This window comes from Paraglaciecola sp. (genome assembly GCF_051252315.1).
GTDB lineage: Bacteria > Pseudomonadota > Gammaproteobacteria > Enterobacterales > Alteromonadaceae > Paraglaciecola.
Window position 1 is genome coordinate 1 of record NZ_JBPOFP010000020.1, and the last position, 27,000, is coordinate 27,000.

23 protein-coding genes and 1 other RNA gene are annotated in these 27,000 nt (G+C 40.1%); 11 read left to right on the forward strand and 13 right to left on the reverse strand.

Annotation, left to right across the window (positions count from 1 at the left end; genetic code table 11):
• Window positions 1–275, forward strand: a 275-nt coding sequence (locus tag ACSHXM_RS05815) for a winged helix-turn-helix transcriptional regulator (protein ID WP_435687798.1), incomplete at its 5' end; no start/stop codon positions are given.
• Window positions 276–355: 80 nt separating this feature from the next.
• Here the strand turns inward: ACSHXM_RS05815 and ACSHXM_RS05820 are convergent.
• On the reverse strand, window positions 356–1,897 hold the full coding sequence (locus ACSHXM_RS05820; RefSeq protein ID WP_435687799.1) for a sulfatase family protein: 1,542 nt from the start codon (window positions 1,895–1,897) through the stop codon (window positions 356–358).
• A gap of 177 nt (window positions 1,898–2,074) precedes the next feature.
• On the opposite strand from ACSHXM_RS05820, the gene ACSHXM_RS05825 reads away from it, so the two are divergent.
• Window positions 2,075–3,649 (forward strand): sulfatase family protein, encoded by a 1,575-nt coding sequence (locus ACSHXM_RS05825; protein WP_435687800.1) that lies wholly within the window; start codon window positions 2,075–2,077, stop codon window positions 3,647–3,649.
• A 20-nt stretch (window positions 3,650–3,669) separates the two neighbouring features.
• Here ACSHXM_RS05825 and ACSHXM_RS05830 read toward each other — a convergent pair whose 3' ends face one another.
• On the reverse strand, window positions 3,670–5,202 hold the full coding sequence (locus ACSHXM_RS05830) for a methyl-accepting chemotaxis protein (protein ID WP_435687801.1): 1,533 nt from the start codon (window positions 5,200–5,202) through the stop codon (window positions 3,670–3,672).
• 77 nt (window positions 5,203–5,279) lie between these two features.
• Entirely contained in the window at window positions 5,280–6,032 is a 753-nt protein-coding gene (locus ACSHXM_RS05835; RefSeq protein ID WP_435687802.1) for a sulfite exporter TauE/SafE family protein, read from the reverse strand.
• Window positions 6,033–6,328: 296 nt separating this feature from the next.
• On the opposite strand from ACSHXM_RS05835, the gene ACSHXM_RS05840 reads away from it, so the two are divergent.
• The 3 genes from ACSHXM_RS05840 (at window position 6,329) to ACSHXM_RS05850 (ending at window position 11,934) form a co-directional block, all read left to right on the forward strand.
• Entirely contained in the window at window positions 6,329–8,857 is a 2,529-nt protein-coding gene (locus ACSHXM_RS05840) for a glycoside hydrolase family 2 TIM barrel-domain containing protein (protein ID WP_435687803.1), read from the forward strand.
• A 46-nt stretch (window positions 8,858–8,903) separates the two neighbouring features.
• Window positions 8,904–10,478, forward strand: coding sequence for a sulfatase-like hydrolase/transferase (locus tag ACSHXM_RS05845; protein WP_435687804.1), 1,575 nt, complete (start codon window positions 8,904–8,906; stop codon window positions 10,476–10,478).
• Between the two features lie 430 nt (window positions 10,479–10,908).
• Window positions 10,909–11,934: a serine hydrolase domain-containing protein gene (locus tag ACSHXM_RS05850; protein ID WP_435687805.1), complete on the forward strand. Its 1,026-nt coding sequence runs from the start codon at window positions 10,909–10,911 to the stop codon at window positions 11,932–11,934.
• Window positions 11,935–12,195: 261 nt separating this feature from the next.
• Here the strand turns inward: ACSHXM_RS05850 and ybaK are convergent, their stop codons facing one another.
• The 5 genes from ybaK to ACSHXM_RS05875 are packed head-to-tail and all read right to left on the reverse strand — an operon-like array spanning window position 12,196 to window position 16,154.
• Window positions 12,196–12,663 (reverse strand): Cys-tRNA(Pro) deacylase, encoded by a 468-nt coding sequence (gene ybaK / locus ACSHXM_RS05855; RefSeq protein WP_435687806.1) that lies wholly within the window; start codon window positions 12,661–12,663, stop codon window positions 12,196–12,198.
• Between the two features lies 1 nt (window position 12,664).
• Window positions 12,665–12,973, reverse strand: a complete 309-nt coding sequence (locus ACSHXM_RS05860; protein ID WP_435687807.1) for a hypothetical protein — start codon at window positions 12,971–12,973, stop codon at window positions 12,665–12,667.
• A 28-nt stretch (window positions 12,974–13,001) separates the two neighbouring features.
• A complete protein-coding gene (locus ACSHXM_RS05865; RefSeq protein WP_435687808.1) occupies window positions 13,002–14,207 on the reverse strand; it encodes an FAD-dependent monooxygenase in 1,206 nt (401 codons plus the stop codon).
• Window positions 14,207–15,532 carry a Xaa-Pro aminopeptidase gene (pepP, locus tag ACSHXM_RS05870; RefSeq protein ID WP_435687809.1) on the reverse strand — a complete coding sequence of 442 codons (1,326 nt, stop codon included), beginning with the start codon at window positions 15,530–15,532 and terminating at the stop codon, window positions 14,207–14,209. Before pepP ends, ACSHXM_RS05865 begins: the two co-directional genes overlap by 1 nt.
• 52 nt (window positions 15,533–15,584) lie before the next feature.
• The gene (locus ACSHXM_RS05875) at window positions 15,585–16,154 is read right to left on the reverse strand and encodes a UPF0149 family protein (RefSeq protein ID WP_435687810.1); all 570 of its coding nucleotides are present in this window, start codon (window positions 16,152–16,154) and stop codon (window positions 15,585–15,587) included.
• Window positions 16,155–16,407: 253 nt separating this feature from the next.
• Here ACSHXM_RS05875 and ssrS point away from each other — a divergent pair.
• Together ssrS and ACSHXM_RS05885 are read left to right on the forward strand one after the other, a co-directional pair.
• Window positions 16,408–16,589: non-coding RNA, 6S RNA (gene ssrS / locus ACSHXM_RS05880), on the forward strand.
• 32 nt (window positions 16,590–16,621) lie between these two features.
• Window positions 16,622–17,032, forward strand: coding sequence for a hypothetical protein (locus tag ACSHXM_RS05885; RefSeq protein WP_435687811.1), 411 nt, complete (start codon window positions 16,622–16,624; stop codon window positions 17,030–17,032).
• Between the two features lie 330 nt (window positions 17,033–17,362).
• On the opposite strand, the gene ACSHXM_RS05890 is transcribed toward ACSHXM_RS05885, so the two are convergent.
• From ACSHXM_RS05890 to ACSHXM_RS05910, 5 genes are all read right to left on the reverse strand, one after another.
• The gene (locus ACSHXM_RS05890; protein ID WP_435687812.1) at window positions 17,363–18,304 is read right to left on the reverse strand and encodes an ABC transporter permease; all 942 of its coding nucleotides are present in this window, start codon (window positions 18,302–18,304) and stop codon (window positions 17,363–17,365) included.
• Between the two features lie 29 nt (window positions 18,305–18,333).
• Entirely contained in the window at window positions 18,334–19,305 is a 972-nt protein-coding gene (locus tag ACSHXM_RS05895; RefSeq protein ID WP_435687813.1) for a sugar ABC transporter substrate-binding protein, read from the reverse strand.
• 98 nt (window positions 19,306–19,403) lie between these two features.
• Entirely contained in the window at window positions 19,404–20,393 is a 990-nt protein-coding gene (locus ACSHXM_RS05900) for an ABC transporter permease (protein ID WP_435687814.1), read from the reverse strand.
• A 7-nt stretch (window positions 20,394–20,400) separates the two neighbouring features.
• Window positions 20,401–21,927: a sugar ABC transporter ATP-binding protein gene (locus tag ACSHXM_RS05905; RefSeq protein ID WP_435687815.1), complete on the reverse strand. Its 1,527-nt coding sequence runs from the start codon at window positions 21,925–21,927 to the stop codon at window positions 20,401–20,403.
• Between the two features lie 162 nt (window positions 21,928–22,089).
• Complete coding sequence (locus tag ACSHXM_RS05910) at window positions 22,090–23,349, reverse strand: glycoside hydrolase family 117 protein (protein ID WP_435687816.1); 1,260 nt, start codon at window positions 23,347–23,349, stop codon at window positions 22,090–22,092.
• 399 nt (window positions 23,350–23,748) lie between these two features.
• Here ACSHXM_RS05910 and ACSHXM_RS05915 point away from each other — a divergent pair, with 399 nt between their 5' ends.
• The 4 genes from ACSHXM_RS05915 (at window position 23,749) to rpiA (ending at window position 27,000) form a co-directional block, all read left to right on the forward strand.
• Window positions 23,749–24,642: a ribokinase gene (locus tag ACSHXM_RS05915; RefSeq protein ID WP_435687817.1), complete on the forward strand. Its 894-nt coding sequence runs from the start codon at window positions 23,749–23,751 to the stop codon at window positions 24,640–24,642.
• A 50-nt stretch (window positions 24,643–24,692) separates the two neighbouring features.
• Entirely contained in the window at window positions 24,693–25,634 is a 942-nt protein-coding gene (locus ACSHXM_RS05920) for a nucleoside hydrolase (RefSeq protein WP_435687818.1), read from the forward strand.
• Window positions 25,635–25,647: 13 nt separating this feature from the next.
• Complete coding sequence (locus ACSHXM_RS05925; RefSeq protein WP_435687819.1) at window positions 25,648–26,262, forward strand: 5-formyltetrahydrofolate cyclo-ligase; 615 nt, start codon at window positions 25,648–25,650, stop codon at window positions 26,260–26,262.
• A gap of 81 nt (window positions 26,263–26,343) precedes the next feature.
• Window positions 26,344–27,000 carry a ribose-5-phosphate isomerase RpiA gene (gene rpiA, locus ACSHXM_RS05930; protein ID WP_435687820.1) on the forward strand — a complete coding sequence of 219 codons (657 nt, stop codon included), beginning with the start codon at window positions 26,344–26,346 and terminating at the stop codon, window positions 26,998–27,000.

A 27,000-nucleotide genomic window follows, 5' to 3' on the forward strand; every position in this document is an offset into this window, starting at 1 on the left:
GGACTTTATTGATTATTCGCGATTTGATGGCTGATAAACGTCGATATGGCGAACTTGAATCGTCACCAGAGGGAATTCGAACAAATATTTTAGCAAGCAGATTAAAGCTGTTAGTGGATAAAGAACTTGTCGCTAAAGCACTCTATCAAACACATCCACCTCGTTACGAATATAGGTTGACCGATAGAGGCAAAGATTTAACCCCCCTCCTTAAACAGCTTGAAAAGTGGGGGCTCGACAATATCGAAGGCACTCACGCTTACATTAACATTTAGTCTTTGTCAGTTCTGCGCTCACGATCAAGGTCACAGATCATGAGCGGCAAGTGTTCAGAACACTGAACTAAAACTCCAAATTATCGTGTTGTTTTACCTTCTAAAGCAACCAGTTTGGCTTCCATTTCTGCAACACGGGCGGGGTGTTGACTTGCCAGATCGACTTGCTCACTTGGATCATTGGCTAAATTATAGAGTTGTGCTTGGCTTGATGTTCCCGTTTCTATACGTTTACGTTGCCACGTATATTCCGCTCTTTTTTCACCATTTGTCATAGGGCGAATATATTTCCATTGCCCATCACGCAAACTTAAGGTGGCGGACTCTTCGGCCAACTCTGTGCGCCCTTTGTCATTGGCATTCAACCAAGCTGAGGTATGTACTTCACTGTCTATCGCTTCATCTGGAGCTAATTTAATATCTAAATAGTGTGCTAAAGAAGCATACACATCAATTTGACTCATCAGCGCATCACTGACACCCGGTTTTACTTTATTCGGAAAATGTAAAATAGTAGGAACACGTGTGCCGGCTTCAAAAGCACTGTATTTTCCACCGCGGAATATACCATTTTCTTTATGTTCACCGACTAATTCTCTGCCTCTGTCTTCATACCCGTCAGACAACACAGCACCATTGTCGCTGGTGAAAATAATAATGGTATTGTCTAACACGCCTTGTTTTTTTAATTGTTCGACAACTTGCCCAGTGATCCAATCCATTTGCACAATGGCATCACCTCTTAATCCCATTTCACTTTTGCCTTGAAACATTTTGTTTGGCAAACGTGGTACGTGAATGTCATGAAAAGAGAAAAACAAAAAGAAAGGATTGGTTTTATTACGGGCAATAAAGTCGTTAGCCTTGTTAGTAAACACCTGATAAAAATCTTCGTCTACCCACTCAGCACTTTTGCCACCTTGCATCCAACCCATTCGGCTAATGCCATTGATAATGGTTTTACTATGCCCATCATCTGAAGGCACTTGGCGTACCATTTCTGGATTTTCGTTACCGGTTGGACGATTGCCTATTTTCTTTTTGTAATTCACTTTTAATGGATCATCTTTAGATAAATTCAATACATGATGATTTTCCATATATACCGTTGGTACTCTGTCTCCAGTGGCCGGTAACAAAAAGCTGTAATCAAAACCAATTTCTAGTGGGCCAGGTTTAATGGCTTGGTTCCAATCCACTTGACCATTGCCCAACCCCAAATGCCACTTACCTACCACGGCAGTTTCATATCCGGCTTTTTTTAACATTTTTGGTAAGGTCGGTTGCTGTGTACCAATTAATAAAGGAGCGTCGCCTTTCAATATACGAGCATTTTTACGAAAAGCATGTTCACCTGCGAGTAACGAATATCTCGAGGGAGTGCAGGTAGCAGCTGAAGTATGAGCATCAGTAAAACGAATGCCGTTATTCGCTAATGCATCAACATTAGGAGTTTCCACACCTTTAGCGCCGTACACACCTAAATCACCGTATCCCAAATCATCTACGTAAAATATGACCACATTAGGTTTTTGTTGAACCTCTGCAACCGGGGTGGTTTGATTACAGGCATTAAGACCTAAAACAGCTAAACAACTAAAGGTGAGTTTTTTAAAATTCATATTTATCTTCAACATTTTTGAACCAATTGGCTAGTAAACGACAATTAATATACAAGCTTGATGTAAAACTAGGCAGCATTCTAGCTGACTTACATTAAATTTACATTTAAACATTAGATTTAGTATTTAAACAACATTAACCTAATAACCAATGGCAGAGCTAAAAATAGGATGGCAATGAATAAAATTACGACATGTTTAACAGTGTTAATAAGTGGGATTCTTTTAACTAGTTGCCATCATTTGTCTCAACAAGCTACAAGGTCTCTAGAAAATAAGCAGACTTCGGCAAGGCCTAATATTATTTTCTTTTTCACAGATGACCAAGCCTACGATACGATTAGAGCCTTTGGTAACCCTGACGCCAATACCCCAAACATAGACAAATTAGCTAATAATGGTGTGGTGTTCAGTCGACATTACAATACCACATCAATCTGTATGGCTAGCCGAGCTAGCGTGATGTCTGGCATGTACGAATATAAAAATGGTACTAACTTTACCCATGGTCCTATGGCGGAATCTATCTGGCAACAATCTTATCCGTTATTGCTCAAAGATTCGGGTTACAAAATTGGCTTTGCGGGAAAATTTGGATTTCCTGTATCGAATATGCAAGTTGAACCACTAAATGAAGTAGAAGGTAAAATAGCCCAATACGACTTTGATTTTTGGGCGGGCGGCCCAGGACAAACTCACTATAAAACAGCGCAAAATACATCAATAGCTAAATACGCAAAAGAGTATCCCCATAGCAGTTTGGCCTATGGCGCAGCAAGTATTGATTTCATTCAAGACTCAGTAAAAAGTCAGCAGCCTTTTGCCATGAGTGTCTTTTATAAAGCCCCGCATAGACCGGTAACACCAGATAGAAAATTCGACCATATTTATAAAAATACTAATTTTAGAAAGCTGCCTAACTATGGTCGTGAAGCTGGTAAACATTTCTCTAAACATTCTCAACTCGGTAGACAATACCCTAGGTTCGAAGAATGGGGTTATTCAGAAGAAGAAAGTTATCAAAAGGCTTTGAGAAAATACCATCAGCTAATTTATGGCATAGATCAGTCTATCGGTATGATATTAGATGAGTTAGACAATCAAAACATTGCCGATAACACTGTCATTATATTTGCATCTGATAATGGTTATTTTAATGGATCACATGGATTAGGTAGCAAAGTATTACCCTACGAAGAAGGCGCTAGGGTACCACTCATTATTTATGACCCACGTCATGCTAAGAGTGGAAAAATGCGCACAACTAAAGCCTTAACTGGTGGTGTCGATATCAGTGCGACTATTTTAGATCTAGCTCAAGTAGACAAACCAGCAAAATGGGATGGTGTTAGTCTATTACCCATACTGGATGACCATACCGGCTCAATACGTAACAGCTTGCCACATATTCAAGTATGGGGGCCAGAAGCCACTCGAAATTTAACGGTATTAAATGAGCGATATAAATATATCTATTGGTACTACCAAGATGAACAACAAAACTTAGTACCAACAGAAGAGTTATATGATTTACAAAACGACCCTTACGAACTCAATAATATCGTTAAATATTCTTCAGCAGCCACTGCATTAAAAGAAATGCGCCAGTTATATGACCAACAAGTAAATCATTGGCAAAAAGAAACACTAGATTACAATGAATATGCTGAATATGGTGAGTTGTTTGATCGTAAGCAGACTTGGGCAAACAAAGCCCAAATATTAAAAAATAAAGGTATCGCCACTAAATAGTGGCGAAAAAGATAGATTACTCAGCCGAAGGTTTTGCCTAAATCGTTTAGCGATTTAGCCCTTTGTTCAATATTAATGGCTTCTTGTTCCACTAACTCGGCTTGTCGTAAGTTCTCTTGTGAAAACTCGTTGACGTTAGTGATGTTTCGACTAATTTCTTTAGAAACCGCAATTTGTTGCTCAGAAGCCACTGAGATTTGTGTCGCCAAATCTGATATTTCCGCTACCACTTGATACACTTCGTTCACGATAGACTTAGTATTTTCAGTATCGGCAACACACTCTTCCGCCGCATCTTTACCTTGTAATAAGGTTTGTGACCAAGCTGTTAAGGTGCTTTGAATCTCTCCCACAGAAGACTGTATTTGTTCAGTTGCGGAATGAGTGCGACTAGATAATGCACGTACCTCATCTGCCACCACAGAAAAGCCCCTTCCATGTTCTCCCGCTCTAGCAGCTTCAATCGCCGCGTTAAGTGCTAATAAGTTTGTTTGATCAGCAATACCTTGAATTTCTTGCATAATGCCATCAATTTTTTCAGCTTCGGAAGCTAAAGTGCTTGCCGTTTCAGCTGAGGCAGAGACTTCTGTTGCAAGGTTAGACACCTTAGTCATAGTTTGACTCATTGAGTCAGTGGCACGTTTACAATCTTTATGAACCGCATCAACTTTAGTTGAAGTGGCAGCAGTGTTATTGGCAACTTCGGCATTCGTCGCCACCATCTGCTCTACAGCGACAGATACTTGATGTAATTCGTTTGTTTCTTTCTCAACCCCTTCTTTAGCTTCATGGGCGATATTTCTCAATAATTCACCACCCGTCTTCAATGCAAAAGTGCTATCAATGACACGGCCAATGACTGTTCTAACGCGCCCTTCTAACATTTTTTTCATAAAGTCGACTGTGCTTTTCGGCCCAGACTCTGAGAAAACATAACGCGACACACTGTCGTAACTTTGTTTTTCAGCACTCACATAATTACGTAGAGTAAAAAGTTCACTTTTAAACACTAAAAACGGTAAAACAACCAGTAAAAATGTTAACCAAGGAAAAAGAAGTGAAGCGCTTGCTAAACCTAAGCCTATTATCGCAAAAATAATATTACTAAATTGTCCATTTTCAAATATCGAAGTAACTGACTTACCAGCATTAACGTTTGCATAAAGCTTTTCTGCTCGACTACGATACTCAGGTTTTAACGTGCGTCGAACTGATTGGTAACCCGTTAATTCGCCGTTTTCATATAAAGGAGTAACAAAAGCATCAACCCAATAATATTTGCCGTCCTTACAACGATTCTTCACCGCTCCCCGCCAAGCTTGCTTCACTTTTAATTTTTCCCAAAGGTCAGAAAATGCAGCTTTAGGCATATCAGGGTGGCGCACTATATTGTGATTTTTACCCACCAGTTCCTCGTTGGAGTAACCTGCTATTTTGCAAAAATTTTCATTGGCGTATTTAATTACTCCCCTCACATCAGTAACAGAAACTAATTCTTCACTATCAGAAAATTTTACTTCTTCATTAGTTGTGACTTTATTGGGTTTTACCATATCAATTACCTTTGTTCATGGTGTTCTTTATTGTGTGAAAAAGCTCAGCTTATCTACTGTCTTTATATCGGACTGAATTAGATATTCATTAATATTGCAGCTACTGCTGTCATACCAATAACAAACCAGCGGTATTGTTTATCAGGGATCCGTTTAACTATAAAAATACCGCACAATGCGCCAATTGCAATAAAGGGTAAACTCACTAAGTTTAGAGAGAATGAGTTCATATCAATACTTTCCCAACTATAAATGTGGAAAGGCACTTTAAACACGTTAATAATTAAGAAAAACCAGGCTGCGGTGCCAATATATTCATTTTTAGGTAAGCGCATACTCAAAAGATACAATCCCATAATAGGGCCAGCTAAGTTACCTATCATAGTGCTTATTCCACCCAGCAACCCCATTAACACAGCAAACCACAAAAAATCGGGAATTGCTTTTTTATCAGCTCTTTCCATCCATAACATGATAGCTAGACTAACAAAAATAATAACGCTCATGATGACTCTGAAAATTTGATCATCAACTAGGTTACCTAACCAGGTACCGAGTAACACACCAATGATTGCTGACGGCAAGAGCTTAAATAGATAGTTCCAGTTTGCATGCCTGTGGTAATACTTAACGGCAAACAAATCAGCAATCACCAGCATAGGTAACATTAAACCAGCGGATGCTTTCCCGCCAAATATAACGGCTAAGACAGGTACGGCTAACATTGAAATACCATGAACACCGGTTTTAGCCATACCAACAAAAAAGGCGACTAGAAATACAAAACATAACATTTGATAAGAAAGGGAATAACCAAATAATTCAAGCATAGGTACTAAATGCGGACAGCAAGGAAGTCATAGATAAACCATAGTAACCACCATAACTTGAGAGTCAAACTAAACGAGAACTAAGGTGATTACCAAACAAAATAATACGTTAAATATATATTATTATGTGTAATAATTGCAATTAGTAATATTCAGAGCAGCTGATTCAAACAAAGTATTAGAACCAAATGTCATTAAATTGTTATATGGCTTGCTATTAACTGTAACGTTTCTATCATATACGACAATTATAAATCATATATAAATGCAATTTGTAACTATGAGAATTTATCTTTATGAATAATTTCCGAATTTCAAGAAGCAGTACTTTTGCTTTGTTTATGATCTATTGCCTATCATCATTACTGATTTCTACTGCAACAGCTAGTACGCAATATCAGGGCGACAAGCTTGGACTAAAACAAACCTTTAATGACAACTGGTTGTTTACTAAAGGTAAGCAAGTTGGGGCTGAAAAAACTAATTTTGATGATAGCGCTTGGAAAAGAGTGACCTTACCTCACGACTGGGCAATTGAAGGGCCATTCAATGAAAAATACAATGCCCGGAACGGTGGTTTACCTTTTCATGGTGATGGTTGGTATCGAAAATCTTTTAACATAGCAAAATCAGATAAAGGTAAGTTTGTCTCTGTGACCTTTGATGGCGCTATGTACGATGCTCATGTTTATATTAATGGTGAATTTTTAGGCCGCCGTCCATTTGGTTATACCGCAGTCAATTACGATTTAACGCCTCACCTTAATTATGGCGATAAAGAAAACGTCATTGCCGTGTCGTTATCACCTAAAGACTTGTCCACTCGTTGGTACCCAGGTGCAGGTTTATATCGTCATACTTGGATAGAATTTAATGATGCAGTGCACGTGGCAAAATGGGGCACATACGTCACCACGCCTGAAGTCACTCGCGAAAAAGCCACTGTTGCCTTAGAAACCAAAATCAATAATTTTGGTGCAAAAGCCAAAACAGTATTACAAACCCAAATTATTGCGGCTGACGGTACCGTTGTTTTAAAGGCTTCTAAAAAATTAGGTAGATTAACTAAAGGTACTAAAACCGTTAATCAGTCTTTCTCGATTGAAAATCCAATTCTTTGGGATACAGAAAACCCACATCAATATAAAGTTATTTCTAGCATAGTACGCAATGGAAAAGTGGTTGATCAACACACCACACCACTGGGTGTGCGTCACTTAGAATTTAAACCAGACGATGGTTTTTGGTTAAATTGGCGCCGTGTTCAAATTAACGGTGTGTGTTTACATCACGACAATGGACCAATTGGTGCTATTGCTAATCGCCGTGCGATTCAACGTAAACTAGAAATCATGCAATCCATGGGCGTGAACTCGGTCCGAACTTCACATAACCCGCCATCTCCTGAAATGGTTGAATTAGCAGATGAAATGGGAATTTTACTGCAAGTTGAATCCTTTGATGTATGGGGCATTCAAAAACAATCGGTGCACAATGGTTATCAAGTTTTCTTTGATGAGTGGCATGAACGTGATTTAACCGACATGATCATTCAATACCGTAACAATCCCTCTGTTTTTATGTGGAGTATCGGCAACGAAATCATGGAGCAGCGTGAAAAAAGCGGCGGAGAAGTGGCAGCAATGTTAACTAAAATAGCCAAAAAAGCCGATCCTAGCCGCATGGTGAGTGCCGGTTTTAATAACCCTCCAGGGGCCATAAAAAATGGCTTGGCTGATGCTGTTGATATTCCTGGCTTAAACTACAAACCATTAAGCTATGCACAACGTCATAAAGATCATCCAACTTGGCCGCTAGTCGCCAGTGAAACCTCCTCTATCACCAGTACTCGTGGTATTTATCACTTCCCCATCGATAAATATAAAACCCATGATTCACGACATGTCACAAGTTACGACATTATTGGTCCCCCTTGGGCATATCCACCAGAAATTGAATTTGAATACCTAGCTAAAACGCCTGCTGTTATGGGGGAATACATGTGGACAGGTTTTGATTATTTAGGTGAACCAACTCCCTATGGAGGTAAAGATCACAGTGGAGATGGATACTGGAATGCTGATTGGCCTGTTCGTAGTTCATCTTTTGGCGCTGTTGATTTAGTCGGATTCCCGAAAGACAGATATTTTATGTATCAAAGTCAATGGACAACTAAACCTATGGTCCACGTCTTACCGCACTGGAATTGGGAAAATAAAATAGGTGAAGTTATTCCGGTGATGGCCTACACCAACGCCGAGCAAGTTGAATTGTTTGTGAACGGTAAATCTATGGGGCTTAAAACCAAAGGGGTCGATAAAGCCGACTTACCTGTCAACTTTTTACGCTGGGATAAAGAAAAACGAGAAAACTACCAATCTGCTTATCGCTTACGTTGGGATGTGAAATACCAACCTGGCGAAATTAAAGTAGTAGCTTACACCCAAGGTAAAAAAGTCGCAGAAGAAATCGTAAAAACAGCTGGTTTGCCGGCACAAGTTGAGCTGGTTGCCGATCGCACAGTTATCGATGCTGACGGCCAAGACTTGTCTTATGTTACCGTATTAGTAAAAGATAAAGACGGTAACATCTGCCCAACTGCAGACAATCATATTCGTTTCTTCGTTGAAGGCGCTGGTAAAATTGAGGCGGTAGGTAATGGTAACTCAGCAACAGTCGCGCCATTTAAGGCTGACTACCGCCGAGCGTTTAACGGTAAAGCTATGTTAATTATAAAAAGTAAAAAAGGTGAGTCTGGCGCAATTAATATACGCGCATATTCAGACCAACTTAGTAATAATCCAATCATCATAAACGCCAAGTAACACTTGGCATTTATGGGTTAATCTAGACACGGAAATAAGGTATAAAATGTTGATAAAAACGCGTATTTCAGTACTCATCCCTTTGATGGTAATGAGCACTTTGTCTCTGATGGGGTGTTCTGGCGAAAAGGACAAGGTTTCAGCTAAAACAGAGGCCAAGGCGACAACCGCTTCTTCTGTTAAAAAGCCGAATATCTTGTTTATTTTTGCTGATGACCAATCGCCTAAAACCTTAGGTGCATATGGTAATGCTCAAATTAAAACACCGAATCTAGATAAACTGGCCAACCAAGGCGTGAATTTTAGCAACGCCCACAATATGGGCGCTTGGAACGGTGCTGTATGTATGGCATCGCGCGCTATGATTAACTCTGGTCGCTCAGTTTGGCAGGCTCATAAATTATATGGTGTATTTGCTAAAGGAGAACAGCTAGATACGACTTGGTCTAAATTGCTTGAAAAACAAGGTTATGAAACTTACATGGCCGGTAAATGGCATGTATCAGCCAAGGCAGATCGCATATTTCAAACCACAAAACATGTTCGCCCAGGTATGCCAGACGATGCGTGGGATCATGCCACAATGGAAAAAACTTACGCTGATTTTGTCGCTGGAAAAACAGATTACAAATCTATTGATGACTTCATGCCAGTGGGTTATAACCGCCCTAAAAGTGAAACCGATAACTCTTGGTCACCTACCGACACTAATTTTGGAGGCTTTTATCAAGGCGGAAAACACTGGAGCGAAGTGTTAAAAGACGATGCAGTCGGTTTTATCGAACAAGCCAAAACAAGTGATAACCCATTTTTTATGTACGTCGCATTTAATGCACCGCATGATCCTCGACAAGCACCTAAGGCTTATCAAGATTTATATGATCTCGAGTCTTTACCTTTACCGTCTAATTGGGCTGAGAATTACCCAGAAAAAGACTTTATTGGTAACGGACCTAGCTTACGTGATGCGGCGTTAGCACCTTTCCCTCGTACGCCGTATGCTACTCGCGTGCACTTAAAAGAGTATTACGCACTAATTAGTCATTTGGACACCCAAGTTGGTGATATTTTAGCGGCACTAAAAGACAGTGGAAAAATGGACAATACCTATGTGATTTACACAGCCGATCACGGGTTAGCAGTAGGAGAACGTGGTTTGTTCGGTAAACAAACCATGTATGAAGAAAGCATACGAGCTCCTTTCATTATCTGGGGTCCAGGTATTGAAGGTGGGCAAACTGTTGATGCAAATATCTACCTACAAGACGCCATGGCAACCAGTTTAGAATTAGCCGGAGCAGAAAAACCTGACTATGTTTTCTTTAATTCAATTATCGACTTAGCCAAAGGTAAAACGAAACAGAGCCATTATGATTCTATTTATGGCGCTTACGTCGATAGTCAACGTATGGTCAAAAAAGACGGCTTTAAACTGCTGGTTTACCCAAAAGCTAACACCATTAAATTGTTTGACTTAAAAGCCGACCCAGACGAAGTGAATAACTTAGCTACCAATGTAGAATATAAATCAAAGGTCAGTACTTTGTTTGCTGAGTTACTTAAACTGCAAGCTGATTTAGAAGATGAAATGGATTTAACCGCTATGTACCAAGCCCTCTAAATCCGGTTTACAGTAAAAACAAGGCGTGACCTATTTGACATAGTTCACGCCTTTTTTAATACCGACTAACTGATTAGATATTTTCTATTAGTGGCAAAATTCCAGTTGATTTGATACAACTATTCACATTATTGGTATTATACCAATCTCGTTAAATAACTGTGCACTCAGCGAGAATTTAAAAGCGCATAATCAAGGCGCTTGAATGCAAGAATAGTGGTGCTCTTTTTAAATTCGAGCAACGAAGAGTATGTGCTTTTAAAACTCGCCCATGGGAACGTCCCAGCGGTTCTTGCACTTCGTTCTCGGTGATCGAAAGGGAGTAACCATTCCTGCACACCGACGCCTTGTTCAAAAACCGCTGGATCGTTCTGAGTGTGCAGTTATTTAATGAGATTGGTATTAGTTAACATTCAGTGGATTAATCATTATGTCAAAGAATCATCTAACAATTATTTTTAGACTGTTGTTACTTGGTGGTACTGCTATTTCCTTATTCTTTGTACCTTGGATTTTAGTTAAAGCCTGGATATTACCATTACCTAATACAGTGCAAGCTCAACTTGATGAAGCTATTGGTCATGGGTTTAATGGCATGATTGTTTATGTGGACCAAGGGGGTAAACCGCCAGAGTTTTATTCCGCTGGCTTCGACAATAAGAAAGACAAAACACCGGCAGACCCTCATTCACTATTCAAAATTGCTAGCATCGACAAACTATACGTAGCAGTGGCCATCACCAAATTAGCCAAGAGCGAACAACTGTCATTGAATGATCCTCTTAGTGATTATTTTCCTGAGCTAGTGGGCAGAATTGAAAACGCTGAAAACATAACTTTGAAGTTAATGGTACAACACCGTAGTGGTATTCCTAATTTCACAAATAATCCAGCCTTTTGGCAAGACGAAGAAAAAAACAAAACTAAATCCTTAGACTTTGCGCTAGATTTGCCCGCCAGTTTTGCCCCAGACCAGGGTTACGAGTACTCTAATACCAATTATTTGTTACTCGGTCAGGTCATCGAAAAAGTCGTTGGTTATAGTCGAGAGCAATACATCAAAGAACAAATACTTGTCCCTCTTGGGTTAAACAATACATTTTTTTCACTGGCTGAAGTGAATTTAAAAGACGTGATGAGTGGTTATTACGTTGGCATAGATAAAGACTTCAAAGACCAAGAACATGGCATGTTAGCCACAGCGGAAGATGTTGGTACGTTTTTACGAGCATTAAACGATGGTTCTGTATTTGCTGAAGGTGAGCAAGAAATCTACTCTTCTATTTATGTATACGAACATGGGGGCTTAGTACCCGGTTATCAAAGCCTTGCTGAATACCATAAAGACATAGATACGGTGGTTGTACAATTTATCAATACCACAGATTTTAATGGTTACGAATGGAATCTATCGGAAATCACAATCAATCGCATTGTGGATATTCTGCACAATTAATAAGCTAGTTATTACGCTAAGGCTCAATTGTAATCTTGTGCTCTTGTAAAATAGCGTGCTGAAATAGCACGCTTAGATTTTAATATGGGCTCTATTTAGCAACGAATTAAGCTAAAACGCCCCTATCTTTGTGGCTTAAACTAACAAGTCAGAAAAGTCGTCTCTTAAATCAATGTAATCTTCTTCTGAAATGCCAAGAGTATTTAAAACTTCATCTCGAATATCTTGCCACTCTGGAATTGGCTGCCGGAACCGGCAAGACTAGGTGCTTATCCCTGCAAAAATACCTTTAGTTACGCTAGCTAAGTCCTGACTACTCAATTCAATTTCTAACCCACGTTTACCTGCACTGATAAATAGTGTTTGATGAAGTTTTGCCGAATCATCAATTACGGTTTTTAAAGGTTTCTTTTGACCGATAGGACTCACCCCACCCAGCACATAACCCGTTGAACGTTGTACTGCTAACTTATCTGCCATCTCGGCCTTTTTAGCACCCAAGGCTTTAGCTATTAACTTCATGCTCAACATTTTATCAACGGGCAAAACAGCCACGGCTAACTTTCCTGTATCTAATTTAACCACTAGGGTTTTAAACACCTGCTCTACAGGTACAGATAGTTTCTCGGCTGCTTCGAGACCATAGGATTGATGATTTTCATCATGCTCATAATCGTGGACTTTAAAAGGGATTTTTTGCTTTTTAAGCAAATTTATAGCGGGTGTCATATTAGGGGTTACAATATTTCTGCATTCTTTTTAACACTTGATTGATTTGACCTCTGTTTTTATCTGCCTCAGCTTCTACTAGGTCTAATTTCGCATCTTGGCATTTTATTCTTTGAATTTTATCAAACTCTTGACGTTCTTTTGCAATTATCGCCTTTTGTTCTGGGCTAAGTTTAGGGTCCACATCTGTGGTGTTATTTGCTTTATAATCGGCTGCATGATTATTCGGTTCTTGGTCTGACAAAGCATAGTTAACACTGCATCCTGAAAACAGCCCCAATACGAACATCGCTATGAGCATTTTTTTCATACTTTGTTGCCTTGTATAAAGTTGATAATTAAGCCTTAGCCAAATTTGGTAACTCGCCTTCCAAGCCCATGGCTTGTTTGATTATAGCGTGTTTTGTATTAGGTAACTTATTGATTGTATTTAATCCAACATCTCTAATCAGTTTTTTAAACGGTTGTTGCCCAGAAAAGAGTCGTTTGAAAGCTTCCATGGTTGCGACCATTTTGGCGGCTTCGGTTTTACGCCAGCGTTCGTAAGGCCGTAAGTTTTTAGCGGCCCCAAAGTCTTTATCTTGAGCAATCAATGTTAATATTTGCTCCGCTAATGCTGCTGCGTCCAAAATGCCTAAGTTTGCTCCCTGCCCTGCTAATGGGTGAATAGTATGGGCAGCATCACCTATCAGAGCGACTCTATCATCCACCCATTGACGTGTGTATCGCATTTTTAACGGGTAAGATTGTGGTTCACTGACCAATTCACATAAACCTAATTTCGCATCAAAGTTAGCGGTTAACTGTTTTTCAAATTCAGCTTTGTCCAACGCCATTAAACTGGCTGCTTTAGGTTCATCTTGTGACCAAACAATTGAGCACAAATGGTCATCCCATAAAGGTAGAAAAGCTAACGGCCCATGGGTAGTAAAAACTTGCCTAGCAATATGTTGATGAGGCTCTTGGGTTTTAATGGTGGCCACTATGGCATTTTGATCATAATCCCAAAACGTTTGAGCAAGATTAGCCTGTTGTTTGACAATTGAATTAGCCCCATCAGCGCCAATCACCAACCGAGCAGTTAGATGAGTGTCGTCATCTAAATGAATAAAACATTCTTGTTGTCCAAACATTAACTTTTGAATTTTTTTCGGTGCCAGTATTTGAATAAAGGAAGATTTTTCAGCCTCTAACCACAAAGCATGGCGTATGTGCTGATTTTCAATGACATAACCTAATTGCTGGGCATCTACTTGCTGGGCATTAAACTCTATTTTTGCAAAACTATCTTGATCCCATACCAACATATCGGAATAACGGCTCATACGCTCAGGGTTTAAATGTTGCCAAGCACCGACTTTTTCTAACACGGTTTGTGTGGCTAGGGTTAAGGCACTGACTCTTAAATCAGGCTCACCACTAGGAATACCATTACTGCTATTAGCGTCAATTATCGCCACAGATAGACCACTATTTTTTAATGCTAACGCCTGAGTTAGCCCAACGATTCCGGCACCAACTACCACTAGATCATAAGCTTGCATTAACTATCCTTGAGAGTGGTTTGCATTAACGTTTCAATGTGAGAAATAGTTTTAGGCGCGCCATGGGTTAGATTTTCATAACCGCTTTTGGTCACCACCAAATTGTCTTCGATTCGAATACCAATGCCTTTCCACTTTTCCTCGACATTGGCCTCTGGCGAAATATAAATTCCAGGCTCAATGGTTAATACCATACCGGCTTTGAGTGGCCGGTCTTGCCCTTCAATTTTATATATCCCTACATCATGCACATCTAATCCTAACCAATGTCCCAATCCATGCATAAAATATTGGCGATAGGTTTGTTGTTCTATATTTTCTTCTAATTTACCTTGCAATATGCCTAAATCGAGCAAGCCTTGGGTGATGGTTTTTACAGCAACATCTGTAGCTTGTTTAATTGTGTTTTCAGGTTTTATCCATTCAAATGCAGCCAGTTGAGCATCTAACACTAATTGATAAAGAGCAGCTTGAGCTTCACTAAACTGGCCTGATACTGGGAATGTACGGGTAATATCAGCTGCGTAACCTTGTAACTCGCAACCTGCGTCAATTAACACCAATTCGCCAGCATTAAGAACTTGATTATTTTCTGTATAGTGCAAAATACAAGCGTTATTTCCCCCGCCCACGATTGTGCCATAAGCTGGATTTTTAGCACCTTGCATAGCAAACTCATGATGAATTTCAGCTTCCAAATGATATTCATTTATCCCAGCTTTAGAAAATTGCATGGCACGTTTATGTGCATCAACTGAAATATTTGCGGCTTGACGCATAATATTGATTTCTGCATCAGATTTAATAAGACGCATTTCGTCTAACATACTACGCACATCTAGCGTGTTATTCGGTGCTAACTTACTTTGTTTTGGCGCTTGACGCAGTGATTGCATAATTGAGAAGACAATCTCGTCAGCTGCGCTGTTATGGCCTTGAGCAAAATATAAATTGTCATGTCCGTCTATCAGCTCAATTAACTTTTCTTCAAGATCATCTAACACATAGGTCATGTCCATCTGAAAGTCTTGTTTAGCTTGTTTGGGGCCATATCTGCGGCCATGCCAAATTTCAGCTACAGGGTCTTTATTCAAACAAAATAACACCGATAAGCCATTAGGAAAATCAGCACGATTAGACAAAACTAGCCAAGCCTGAGGTTCGGGAAATCCACACAGGTATTGGAAATAACTGTCTTGTCGAAATGAATATTCGGTGTCACGACTTCTAGTGACCAAATCGGCAGCGGGTATTAAACAGATACTATTGGCCTGCATTGACTGCAACAATTGATTTCTGCGAGAGCTAAATTCTGTATTAGACATATAGGTTTGGACTACTCAATGGCAATAATGTGAGAGAAAAAATAGAAATCACTTAGTGAACCGTTTTCGGCTCACTTTGTTCTTGTTCTGGTGACTTACCTAATTCGTTGAAACATAACATAGCAGTCATACGCACATATTCCATGACTTCGAATAAGGCTTGTTCTGATTCTTCGTCTTCGCTCATTTCATCATCCATACGAGCAATTTCAGAGAAGTCCTCAAGGGCTTCTTTTACATCTGCAGAACAACCAGTTAAGTCAGCTTGGTGTAAACCAAAACCTAACAAGAAACCTTGTACCCAATTTAATAAGGCTTGGCCTCGTTCATTAATTGGAGCAGAGTCCTCCGGCATACATAGTATTAACGAAAAGTCACTTTCGACTAATTGCTGACAAGTATTATCGTATAAATCATTAAATGCTTTTTGCACTTCTTGATTAAACACTTCTCCTTGGTTAATAAAGTCTGATAATGGTTCTAACCAATCGCGACACTCCAATGGCATGCCGCCGCCTAACATCCCACAAAACATGCCCTGTATTTCAGCGGCGCTGGTCAAAATATCGTTACGCTCTAATACCGCTGTAAGGGTGTCAAAAAGGTTACTTGATGTACTCACTTATACTCTCTCATTCTATTAGTCTAATTGGACCCATTGGTTCTATAAATCTAATGCTAACATTGTCACCCTTTGATACCAATGCTCAAGCAAATATGACTCACTATTGTTAGCCTCAGAAACATAAGATTTAAACCAATGGTATATATGCTACTACTTATTAACGCTAGTATATCTTGCTAGTAAACGTTTATAATGCCCGAAATTTAGTATTCAAGTCGATTAACTGGCTCAAATATTAAATATTTAGCAAAGTCTCCTGGAATGTTAGCCAGTTTAGTAATGTCCCTGGCCGATGCTTTTTACCTAGGAAGTTGATTCCACTACTATTGTGCAAGCTCGGCTAGTATCGAGAAGCCTAAGGTAGTGATGATACTTCCGCCCTGAACTTTCGGTTCACGGGCGAACACTAGACAGCGGCATTTTGGGAGGCACCCAACACTTATCAAAGGATTAATGTCAGAAAAATGAGTCAAGAAGAGCATTTACAATTACATGGAAAAGAAATTTTAGAAGCCTTGTCTCCATTGGTTAAATGGAAGTACGACGATTTTCACAAAGTAATGCTGGCTGAATTTTCTGTAGATAAAAAAGACCAAGTCATGTTCTCTTTAAAAGGCTTATTGCCTAATAGCTGGGATGCTAAAAGTATTAAGAAAGCCCCACCTGAAATAAAACATTACGCAGGATCTTTTGGGAAATTAATTAAACAACAACAACTTTTATCAGGTGCGATTGAAAAACATCCAACTGTAATGGTAGCTTGGTGGCCATGGGGTCACGGTGCAACTATTTCTGCCAGAGTATTTTTGACCAACACAGCCCCTTATGTTGAAAAGCGTGGATTTCTGAATAAACTCAGCAACATCTTTGCTTAATAGCCTATTCGGTAAACAGCCAGGTCACTAAAACCTTTCTGTTTAATTGGGCTAATGAATAGAATTAGCCCGTTTAGTCTAAGTTAAGTTCTACTTAACCTGAGTACTGAATAAGAAGTATCGACCAAATTTAATTTAACACTACAATTCAATAACTTACCGATACTATACCAAATTCCTTCAGCTAAATTCTTACTCGGTGACGAAATTTTTCGTGCATAGCAAGGCGGATTGTCGTACGTAATAACGTGTTATTGCTAGACAATTCAACGCAGATAGGCGCAAAGAGAGCGTTATCGAGAGAGTCGGCTTATCCAGTACTCAGGTTACTTAACGAGAATTCGAGTTACTTAACTTCATGGCTAGGCAATAGCCGATAAAGATTAATACCCCTTGTACTATCAACTGATCATAAAAAGGTATGCCCATTAAATTGAGGCCGCTGGTGAGGATGGCCAAAATCGCCACACCAAGTACAGTTCTGAAAATAGAACCTTCGCCACCATTCATATGAGTGCCACCTAACACAACACCACCTATAATCAGTAATAACAAAGTATCTCCCACGCCAGGTAAAGCATTACCCAAATTAGCGATACTCATCATGCCAGCGATACCCGCCAGTAATCCGGATATAACATACACACTCATCTCAATTAACCGAGTATTGATACCACAATAACGTGCTGCTTCTCGATTACTGCCAAACAGCATGACTTGTCTGCCCCAGGTAGTCTGTGACATTGCCAAAGCACTTATCACTACCACCAAAATAGCCACGATAGTAATACTCGGAATACCCCAAATTAATTCAAAGCCAAAATCTAGTAGTGCGTCTGGTGTGCCTTTTACTGCAATGCCTTCTGACAGGGTAAAAGCAATTCCTCTGGCAATTAACGCTGTCCCCATAGTGGTAATAAAGGGATTTAACCCAAAGTAACCAATACAAATACCGTTTAACAAACCGAATAATAAACCAACAGTCAGTGCCGCACAGGTGCCCAAGAACACACTACCGGTAGATGCCATAACCACACCACCTACAACGGCGGTAACACTGATCACTGTAGCAATTGAAAGATCTATTCCGCCGGTTAAAAAAACTAAGGTCATGCCAACCGCTGCAATTAAAATAACCGTATTGGCCAACATTATTGACTCTGCATTACCGGCAGTAAAAAAGTAGGGTGACAGCGACGAAAACAACACCAACAATACGGCGATAATCGGCAATGATGGATAGTTTTTGACAAACTTCAAATAAGACGACATGTCTATTTCACTCTTTGCTTCATAACAGGCTATTTCGCACCCCAGATGTTGGCTTTGTGCTGCACTATGTTTTGATTAGAATAAAACGTACCAGGCACCACATTATGTTTTTCAACCGATTCACCACGTATCAAAGCGGCAGCTAAGTCGATAGCTTTTTTACCAATACCATTTAAATCCATCACCACAATCCCGTCAGCAAAGCCACTTACAGTCGCCTCGTAGCCATCATTACTACCGTTCACTCCAGTCACAATAATATGTCCGTCTTCGGCTACTTTTTTGTGCTTACCTATATTAGAAAGTACCGTTTCAATGGCAGGAATTTGTGTATCTGTGGCAGCAAAAATACCTTTGATATTTGGATTAGCCTGAAAAGCATTTTCTGTGGCGGCTAACGCTTTAGCAGAATCCCAATCGGTAGGCACAGAAATAATTTCAACATTAGGTAAGGCTTTAAATGCCTGCTTGAATCCTTTACTACGATCAATGCCATTTTGATCATTTAACGCACCTAACAACTCCAATACTTGCACTTTACCACTCGTCCCTCGCAACTTTTCTACCATGTATTTCCCGGCATCAAGGCCATCTGAACTTGAGTCTGGCCCGACAAAAGCAGACACTACACGGCTTTCTGGCAAGGCTCTATCGTATGCAATGACAGGTATTCTGGCTCGCTTAGCACGCATTAATGCTCGTTCTATTGTATTTTGATCAACTGCACAAACTAAAATGGCATCTACACGTTGTACCACCAAAGACTGAATTTGTGCATTCTGAGTTTGCGCATCACCATCAGCAACCACTTCTATGATTTCAAAGCCAAGTTTTGCCGCTGCGGCTTTAATCGCATCATTTTCTGCAACACGACTTTCAAACAGTTGATCGACGGCTAAGCCTATACGAATTTTTTCAGCCCAGGCGGAGCCCGACAGACAAGCACACAAACACACTGCAATAACAGATCCTAACCCACTTATTCTTTTTATTAACTTCATCACTTTTCCCTTAAAAGGTTTTCAAAATATAATTTATTCGAGGCTCTAAACAATCCAACGCCGCTAGGCACAAAAAGAGCGTTATCAAGAAACTCGGCTTACCCTGAGTTCAGGTTACGTATACTGAGCGCACTACTTTTGATTAACTCACGTGACTTTCTCACTTCAGATAATCGGTCAACAATTACCGCAATCAATAACACTATGCCCCGCACCGTATCGTAGACATAAGGAGATGCATTGAGCATGTTCAAACCATTGTCTATCAACACTAAAAATATCGCGCCTATCACGCTCCCCACTACTGTACCGGAACCACCAGACAGTTTAGTGCCACCTAAAATCACCGCCGCAATCACTGTGAACTCAAGACCAATACCCAAATCTGACTGCAAACCACCCACTCGAGCAATCAAGATCAAACCGGCCAAAGCAGCGGTAATACCGCCAATTAAATAAGCCAGAATGGTCACACGCATAATCGGCAAACCTGATTCATGAGCCGATTCTTCAGAACTGCCTACGGCTCTTAGATATAAACCAAAACGTGTCTTTTTAATTAAATACACACCCACTATTGTGACTAAAACCATCAGCAGTATGGGCACTGGGATCCCAAATAAACTGCCGTTTCCGAGATACCCTAATTCCCGCGGCACGGGGATGTTTTTAGCCTCGGTTAAATGGATAGCCATGCCTCGATAAATGGTATAGGTGGCTAACGTTGTTATTAGTGGCGTAACTTTAAATTTAATCGACAAAAATCCATTCAGTGCCCCTAATAAAATCCCAGCACTCATGGATACAAAGAAAGCCAGCGGATAACTGCCTGTAGAGACCACCAGCTCAGCAAAAACCGATGAGATGAAAAACAAAATAGCGCCGACAGAAATATCAATACCACCGCCGATAATAATGTAGGTCATACCTACGGCCATGATTGCGGTTACACTGGCTTGCACTAACACTGACTGCATATTGGTAAATGACATAAACGCAGGGGAAGCAACGGACATAAAGATACATAAAGCAACCGTGGCTAAGGCAATTGCCGACCAATTTTGTTCAAAAACTTTAACTTTTTTCATTTTAACCTTAGGCATTTTGGCTTGCCTCTTTTTGACTTTGTTCATGAGCGGAACTGGCAGCCAAAGCAATAATTTTCACAGGATCAAAGTTTGTTCTATCAAATTCACCCACCATATGCCCAGTGCGCATCACCATGATCCTGTGGGATACATCTAATAACTCTTGTAGATCAGACGACACCACAATCACAGCCACGCCGGCTTGCGCTAGGGCCACAATCTTCTTATGAATTTCGAACTTAGCGCCAATATCCACGCCTTTAGTGGGTTCGTCTAAAATACATATTTTGGGTTTTGTGGCTAACCAGCGGCCAAGCAATACTTTTTGTTGATTACCTCCACTTAATTGCCTGACTGGGGCATCAATACTGGGAGTAGAGACATTCATGTCTTCAACAAAATTAGCTGCAGCATTACGTTCACCACCAAAACCAAAACCTTTAAGCCACTGTTTTACAAAGTATGACAAGCCTGAAGCTGAAGCATTTTCTTTTACCGAACGCCCAGAGAACATACCATTGGTACGTCTGTCTTCCGTCACGTAAACCATGCCGGCTTTTTTCATTTTAGAAACGGACACAGGCGATACACATTCATCGTTTATGAAGATATCTCCCTCGGCATCTCGGATGCCAAAAATAGACTCAACCAATTCAGTTCTGCCTGAGCCCATCAAACCGGCGATGCCTAGAATTTCTCCATTGGCTACCGACAAAGAAACCTGATCGAATCGATGGGAACTTAACTTATCAATCCGCAATACCGATTTGCTGGAGGGGGCTTCTAATTCAAAGGCTGACTGGCCGATTTCACGTCCTACCATCAAGGCTTCTAATTCATGACGCGGCACATCTTCTAAATAACCAGTACCCACTTGAGTGCCGTCACGTAAAGCCACAAACTTATCTGCCATGGCATACACTTCGTCCATAAAGTGGGAAATAAAAATCATCGCCACACCTTGTTCTTTTAAAGTGCGCATAATAGAAAACAATTTTTCTCGCTCGGGGGCTGTCAACGAAGTTGTAGGTTCATCCAAAATTAACACTTTGTTGGCGTGCATTGACGCTTTGGCTATTTCAACTATCTGTTGTTTGCCAGCCCCTAGAGACTCAACATTGGTTAAGATGTCAATTTCTACCCCTAGAAAAGCCAGTTGTTTTTTGGCCAAATTTGCTGTTTCTCGCCAGTCCACATTTAATGCATGACCGGGTAAATCGTTGATACACAGGTTTTCTGCCACAGTTAAACTTGGAAATAAACTCAGTTCCTGATGCACCGCAGAAATCCCCTGAGCTTGTCCTTGGATCTGTTCGACTTCTTCACCTTCAACAAAGATTTGTCCCAAGGTAGGTTGTAATAAACCACAAAGCATATTTTTAGTGGTTGATTTACCCGCGCCATTTTCTCCCACCAAGGCTAAAATCTCTCCTGGGTACAAGTCAAATGTCACCTCTTTTACCACCGTTTTTCCTGCGAACGCTTTACTAAGCTTACTCACAGAAAGTACAGGCTTTAAGCCCTTATCCACCATCAAAACACCTTTTTACATTTATTTTTTACACTTTTTATTAGACTTTTTACTACATGACACGTTATGTGAATTTTTCAAACACTACCCTCAGCTTGAATACAAACAGCCACCTTGATTACAAATACTCACTTGATGTCTAATCACTAGCTTGATTCAAATAGATCACTTGTTTTGCTCGGCGATACGTTGTTTCTGTTTAGCGGATAATCCAAACGAATAATGCAGCTCTGGCGAATACTTGTTGTTGTGTTTCTTCATCTCTGGATCATGCAGATCCAAACTCAAATCTGTATCAAAGCGGGTTAAAATAGAGTGGTTGTTTTCCCAACCACTAGGCTGGGTAAAATGAGAGATCCCCCAGGTCACACCGCGACCATATTTAGTATCAGTAAACACATCTGGGGCATAAAAACCTGCCGCATTGGGCATAAGTTCAACCACAGATGCTATCTCAAAATTCACCCAATCTTTAGCATATTGAATAGTGCTACGTTCGTTACCATCACGAATAACCAAGGCAGCAACCCCTTCTTTAAACGGAAACAAAGAGGTTTCATGACCAGAGTTTAAGACGGGATTAAGAGGATGTTTTTTGAATGGCCCTAGCGGGTTTTCAGCTATAGCTAGACCTTGCATACGTGAAGCATGAGGCCTGTCTTTGCTGCCACGAATGCGATCGAAATCTGACTTGTAATAAAGATAAATTTTCCCATCATGCACGATAGGGTGAGGATCATGTACGGCATTTTGGTCCCACTCACCTTTTTTACCATTGGGTACTACAATTTTATTGGTGGCTATCCAAGGTCCATCAGGAGAATCGGCTACAGACATAATCACTGGACAGTCATTATCGGTTAACCCACTGGGTTCACTAAACCCCTGATAATAAAGATAATACTTACCCTTAAATTTTAGTATGTCTGGCGTGGCAACTGAACGCCAACCAATTGTTGGCTTAGGAGGACGAGGAACCGCTACACCCTGTTCTTGCCAAGTAAAACCGTCTTTTGAGGTCGCATACCAAACATCTGCCAAATCCCAATCTGCTGATGGGATCTTATCGGTGGCTTTATGGGCGTTACTTAAACCAACTGGTTTTTCTTGGGTATGTCGCTTGGTATACCAAATATAATATTTGCCATTTTCTTTAATAACTTTGGATGGATCACGACGAGAAATAGTGCCGTCTCCTCCGTTATAGTCGAAGCCTTTTAATTCAGTATATTTGAATAAGGAATACAGCTCATTTAACTCTTGTTTAGGTGATAGGTAATTATCATAATTACGGGCTACCGCTGTACTTAATGGCTGACTGGGTTTTTGTTTGGGCAAATCATATGGAAATACTTCATTTTCACCAGCAAATGCTGAAAAACAACCTAGAGAAATCAACGTAGATAGTAATAATTGCTTTTTCATTTTAACCCCAAGTTTATCATCGCCACCTTAAGTGGCATTTTCAATCACCTAAAAGCATCTAATTTAAAAGCTTTTATACATGGCTTTAATTTCACCTAACAGAAATATACTGTTAACATAACACTACAGGTTGTTAACAACCAACAATAACTTTGGTTTTATAAATAATTATTACTTTTTACTTATGCTTTAATAATTAACCTAGGTGGTAACCCTACCCTTTAAATTATGTTTTTACTCACATTCAAATTTAGATACCTTGAATGCGCTTTGATCCCAGTGTAAAACTTAAAAAATACACACAACTTATAAAATTGACCAAATGGTCTGTTTTATACCTCCAAGTATTCAGCTAAACTAAGAGACATAAAATATTTTAATAAAATTAAGGCGAGAAAAATGGCCATCATTAATATTGGTTCAGTCAATATCGACCACGTTTATCAAGTCGAACATTTTGTACAACCAGGTGAAACTCTCGCGTCAAATGACTACCAACGATTATTAGGCGGCAAAGGTGCGAATCAATCTATAGCTCTTGCGAAAGCTGGGGCAGACGTGTTTCATGTTGGTAAAATTAATGAACATGACGTGAGTTTTAAACAACGCTTAATACGAGACGGAATTGACTGCAAATATTTACAATGCACAGAATCGCCTTCTGGACATGCCATTATTCAGGTCACTCCCTCAGCTGAGAACGCGATTGTATTGTTCGGAGGCGCCAACCAAGAAATTACTGCCAAAGACATCATGCATGCTTTAGATGGCGCTAAACCATCAGACTGGATACTGACTCAAAATGAAACCAGTAACGTGGAAGAAGTCTTAACCCAAGCAAAAGCTAAAGGTCTTAATGTAGCGTTCAATCCGGCACCTATGACAGAAGCAGTAAAAGCTCTGCCTCATGAATGTATTAACTTGTTGATCGTCAACGAAGTTGAAGCTGAAGAAATTTCTGGTCAGAAAACATTAGACGAAACAGAATCTTACTTTAGGCAACATTGGCCAAATTGCGAAGTGTTAATCACTATGGGCAAGGCTGGTGTGCGAATGTTAAAACAAGATAAAACCATAGACGTGCCTGCTTTTGAAGTTGATGCCGTAGACACCACTGCAGCCGGGGACACGTTTATTGGTTACTTTTTGTCAGCTTACAGCGGACATAGCGATGCTAAAACAGCATTGATAAAAGCTTGCGCAGCGTCAGCATTAGCGGTCACTAAAGAAGGTGCCGCACAATCGATCCCAACCGACCAAGAAGTCGATCGCTTTTTAGCCAAACAGAGTTAATTGAGCTTTTTATGCTCCATATTTTCAAGAATCACTCAAGGATTTAGATTATGAAACACAAAATTATTTTGGACACGGATCCTGGTATCGATGATGCTATGGCCATTTTTTTTGCATTCCAAAGACCAGATATAGAAGTGCTTGGCCTGACGACAGTTTATGGCAATGTGCCAGTAGAGATGTCTGCCAAAAACGCCATCACTTTGTGTGACTTAGCAGGTAAAGATATTCCTGTATGCAAAGGTGTCGCCAGACCTTGGGTTGGACCCGAATCAAAATATGCGCATTTTGTTCACGGTGATGATGGATTTGGCAACATTAACTTCCCACCAGCAAAAGGAGAATTAGATCCACGCAGTTCAGCTCAATTTATAGTGGATATGGCAAGAAAATATCCAGGTGAAATCACTATTGTCGCTATTGGTCCATTAGGCAACTTAGCCTTAGCCTTAAGATTAGAGCCTGAATTGCCAAAGCTAATTAAAGCAGTATCTATAATGGGCGGAGCTGCATTCGTACGTGGTAACGTCACACCTGTTGCTGAAGCCAATATTTGGAATGATGCCTTCGCAGCAGAAATCGTATTTGATGCTGACTGGGAGTTAAATATGTTTGGATTAGATGTGACTAATTCTTGCCCATTTACACCAGAATTTTTGACAACGCTGAAACAAGTTAACCCTAAGTTAGGTGGTTTTGTACACGACTCTTCACAATTTTACATGGAGTTTTATTCCCAACACAGGGAAGAACAAGTCTGTTTTTTCCATGATGCTATGCCTATCGCTCATTTATTAGATCCCAGTCTATTCGAATTACAAACAGGGCATGCTAGGGTTTCGACAGACCCACTGAATATTGGTCAAACATCTGTTGCATTGCCAAATACCACGGCAAGTCCTGACTGGTTAAATGCTCAAACCATTAATGTTGCTACCAAAGTCGATAATGAGCGGTTGACTCAGTTCTATATCGATACTTATAAGTTGTAATTTAGGAGCCGCTGTGAAGATAGATCCAACAACGTCTGAGCAGCGAAGCGAACGACAAGTATTACGACAGTATTTTCGTAAGCAAAGAAATCAAGTGCCAGAGCAACAACAAAACCAATCAGCACTGACGTCTTTGCAAGTTTGTTTACGCGCAACAAAGTTAGCCGAAGTGAACACTGTTGCGTGTTATTTAGCGAATGATGGCGAACTCGATCCTAAAGTGATTATTGAACATTGTTGGCAACAGAATATTCAAGTTGTTTTACCAGTATTAAACCCAAATAAACCTGGTCACTTAGTGTTTGTAAAATACCATGCCTTAAGCCCTATGACTCAAAACATTTATGGTATTGAAGAACCCATTATCAATCACAAAAATACAATCGAACTTCAAGATATAGACCTCATATTCACACCGCTTGTGGCGTTTGATAAAAATGGCAATAGACTAGGTATGGGTGGTGGTTACTATGACCGAAGTTTAGCGCCAATCACAGCGCAAAAATTAAACATCCAACTCATTGGCCTAGCGCATGCTTGCCAAGAAGCTAAAGAGCTGCCAGTTGATGGATGGGATATCCCACTAAATGGGATCGTCACACCTGAACAATATTTCCAAATTAACTAAAACAAGCAATTAACATTTGGGTTATAACAAACTAGGCATTACACTAGCCCCATTCATTTTTAATGCATCAGTTTTATTCCAATGACTCAAGACGATAAGAAAAAATCCGCCGCACAAGCCGCTATTAAATATGTAGAACACGGCAGTATTGTGGGTGTTGGCACGGGTTCAACTGTAGTACATTTCATAAATGCACTAGAGGATATTAAATACGATATAGCAGGTGCCATTTCCAGTTCTGAAGATTCAACTCAACGCCTAAAAGCACTTGGTATCGAAGTATTTGATTTAAATTCTGTTGGAAAATTAGACGTGTACATTGACGGTGCTGATGAAATCACTGAGCATAAACACATGATCAAAGGTGGTGGAGCAGCATTGACCCGAGAAAAGATCATTGCCGCAGTAGCCAGTAAGTTTGTATGTATTATTGATGACACCAAACAAGTGCCGGTATTAGGCGAATTTCCGCTGCCAGTAGAAGTTATTCCAATGGCACGTTCTTATGTGGCGCGTGAAATAGTGAAACTTGGTGGAGACCCAGAATATCGTCAAGGTGTAGTGACAGATAATGGCAATGTTATTTTAGACGTACACAACCTTAAGATTATGAATCCAGTGGAGTTAGAACGACAATTAAATGCCATTGTTGGCGTAGTCACTAACGGGCTTTTTGCTCACCGTGGAGCGGATCTAGTATTGATAGGCACCGAACAAGGCGTAAAAACTATCAATTAA

Excerpts from the sequence above, each read along its gene's own strand:
- ACSHXM_RS05825 (WP_435687800.1), top strand. The coding sequence starts at position 2,075 with ATGAATAAAATTACGACATGTTTAACAGTGTTAATAAGTGGGATTCTT.
- ACSHXM_RS05890 (WP_435687812.1), bottom strand. The coding sequence starts at position 18,304 with ATGTCGTCTTATTTGAAGTTTGTCAAAAACTATCCATCATTGCCGATT.
- ACSHXM_RS05840 (WP_435687803.1), top strand. The coding sequence starts at position 6,329 with ATGAATAATTTCCGAATTTCAAGAAGCAGTACTTTTGCTTTGTTTATG.
- ACSHXM_RS05850 (WP_435687805.1), top strand. The coding sequence starts at position 10,909 with ATGTCAAAGAATCATCTAACAATTATTTTTAGACTGTTGTTACTTGGT.
- ACSHXM_RS05900 (WP_435687814.1), bottom strand. The coding sequence starts at position 20,393 with ATGAAAAAAGTTAAAGTTTTTGAACAAAATTGGTCGGCAATTGCCTTA.
- ACSHXM_RS05830 (WP_435687801.1), bottom strand. The coding sequence starts at position 5,202 with ATGGTAAAACCCAATAAAGTCACAACTAATGAAGAAGTAAAATTTTCT.
- ACSHXM_RS05910 (WP_435687816.1), bottom strand. The coding sequence starts at position 23,349 with ATGAAAAAGCAATTATTACTATCTACGTTGATTTCTCTAGGTTGTTTT.
- ACSHXM_RS05915 (WP_435687817.1), top strand. The coding sequence starts at position 23,749 with ATGGCCATCATTAATATTGGTTCAGTCAATATCGACCACGTTTATCAA.
- ACSHXM_RS05905 (WP_435687815.1), bottom strand. The coding sequence starts at position 21,927 with ATGGTGGATAAGGGCTTAAAGCCTGTACTTTCTGTGAGTAAGCTTAGT.
- ACSHXM_RS05895 (WP_435687813.1), bottom strand. The coding sequence starts at position 19,305 with ATGAAGTTAATAAAAAGAATAAGTGGGTTAGGATCTGTTATTGCAGTG.
- ACSHXM_RS05820 (WP_435687799.1), bottom strand. The coding sequence starts at position 1,897 with ATGAATTTTAAAAAACTCACCTTTAGTTGTTTAGCTGTTTTAGGTCTT.
- ACSHXM_RS05860 (WP_435687807.1), bottom strand. The coding sequence starts at position 12,973 with ATGAAAAAAATGCTCATAGCGATGTTCGTATTGGGGCTGTTTTCAGGA.
- ybaK (WP_435687806.1), bottom strand. The coding sequence starts at position 12,663 with ATGACACCCGCTATAAATTTGCTTAAAAAGCAAAAAATCCCTTTTAAA.
- ACSHXM_RS05885 (WP_435687811.1), top strand. The coding sequence starts at position 16,622 with ATGAGTCAAGAAGAGCATTTACAATTACATGGAAAAGAAATTTTAGAA.
- pepP (WP_435687809.1), bottom strand. The coding sequence starts at position 15,532 with ATGTCTAATACAGAATTTAGCTCTCGCAGAAATCAATTGTTGCAGTCA.
- ACSHXM_RS05845 (WP_435687804.1), top strand. The coding sequence starts at position 8,904 with ATGTTGATAAAAACGCGTATTTCAGTACTCATCCCTTTGATGGTAATG.
- ACSHXM_RS05865 (WP_435687808.1), bottom strand. The coding sequence starts at position 14,207 with ATGCAAGCTTATGATCTAGTGGTAGTTGGTGCCGGAATCGTTGGGCTA.
- ACSHXM_RS05920 (WP_435687818.1), top strand. The coding sequence starts at position 24,693 with ATGAAACACAAAATTATTTTGGACACGGATCCTGGTATCGATGATGCT.
- ACSHXM_RS05835 (WP_435687802.1), bottom strand. The coding sequence starts at position 6,032 with ATGCTTGAATTATTTGGTTATTCCCTTTCTTATCAAATGTTATGTTTT.
- rpiA (WP_435687820.1), top strand. The coding sequence starts at position 26,344 with ATGACTCAAGACGATAAGAAAAAATCCGCCGCACAAGCCGCTATTAAA.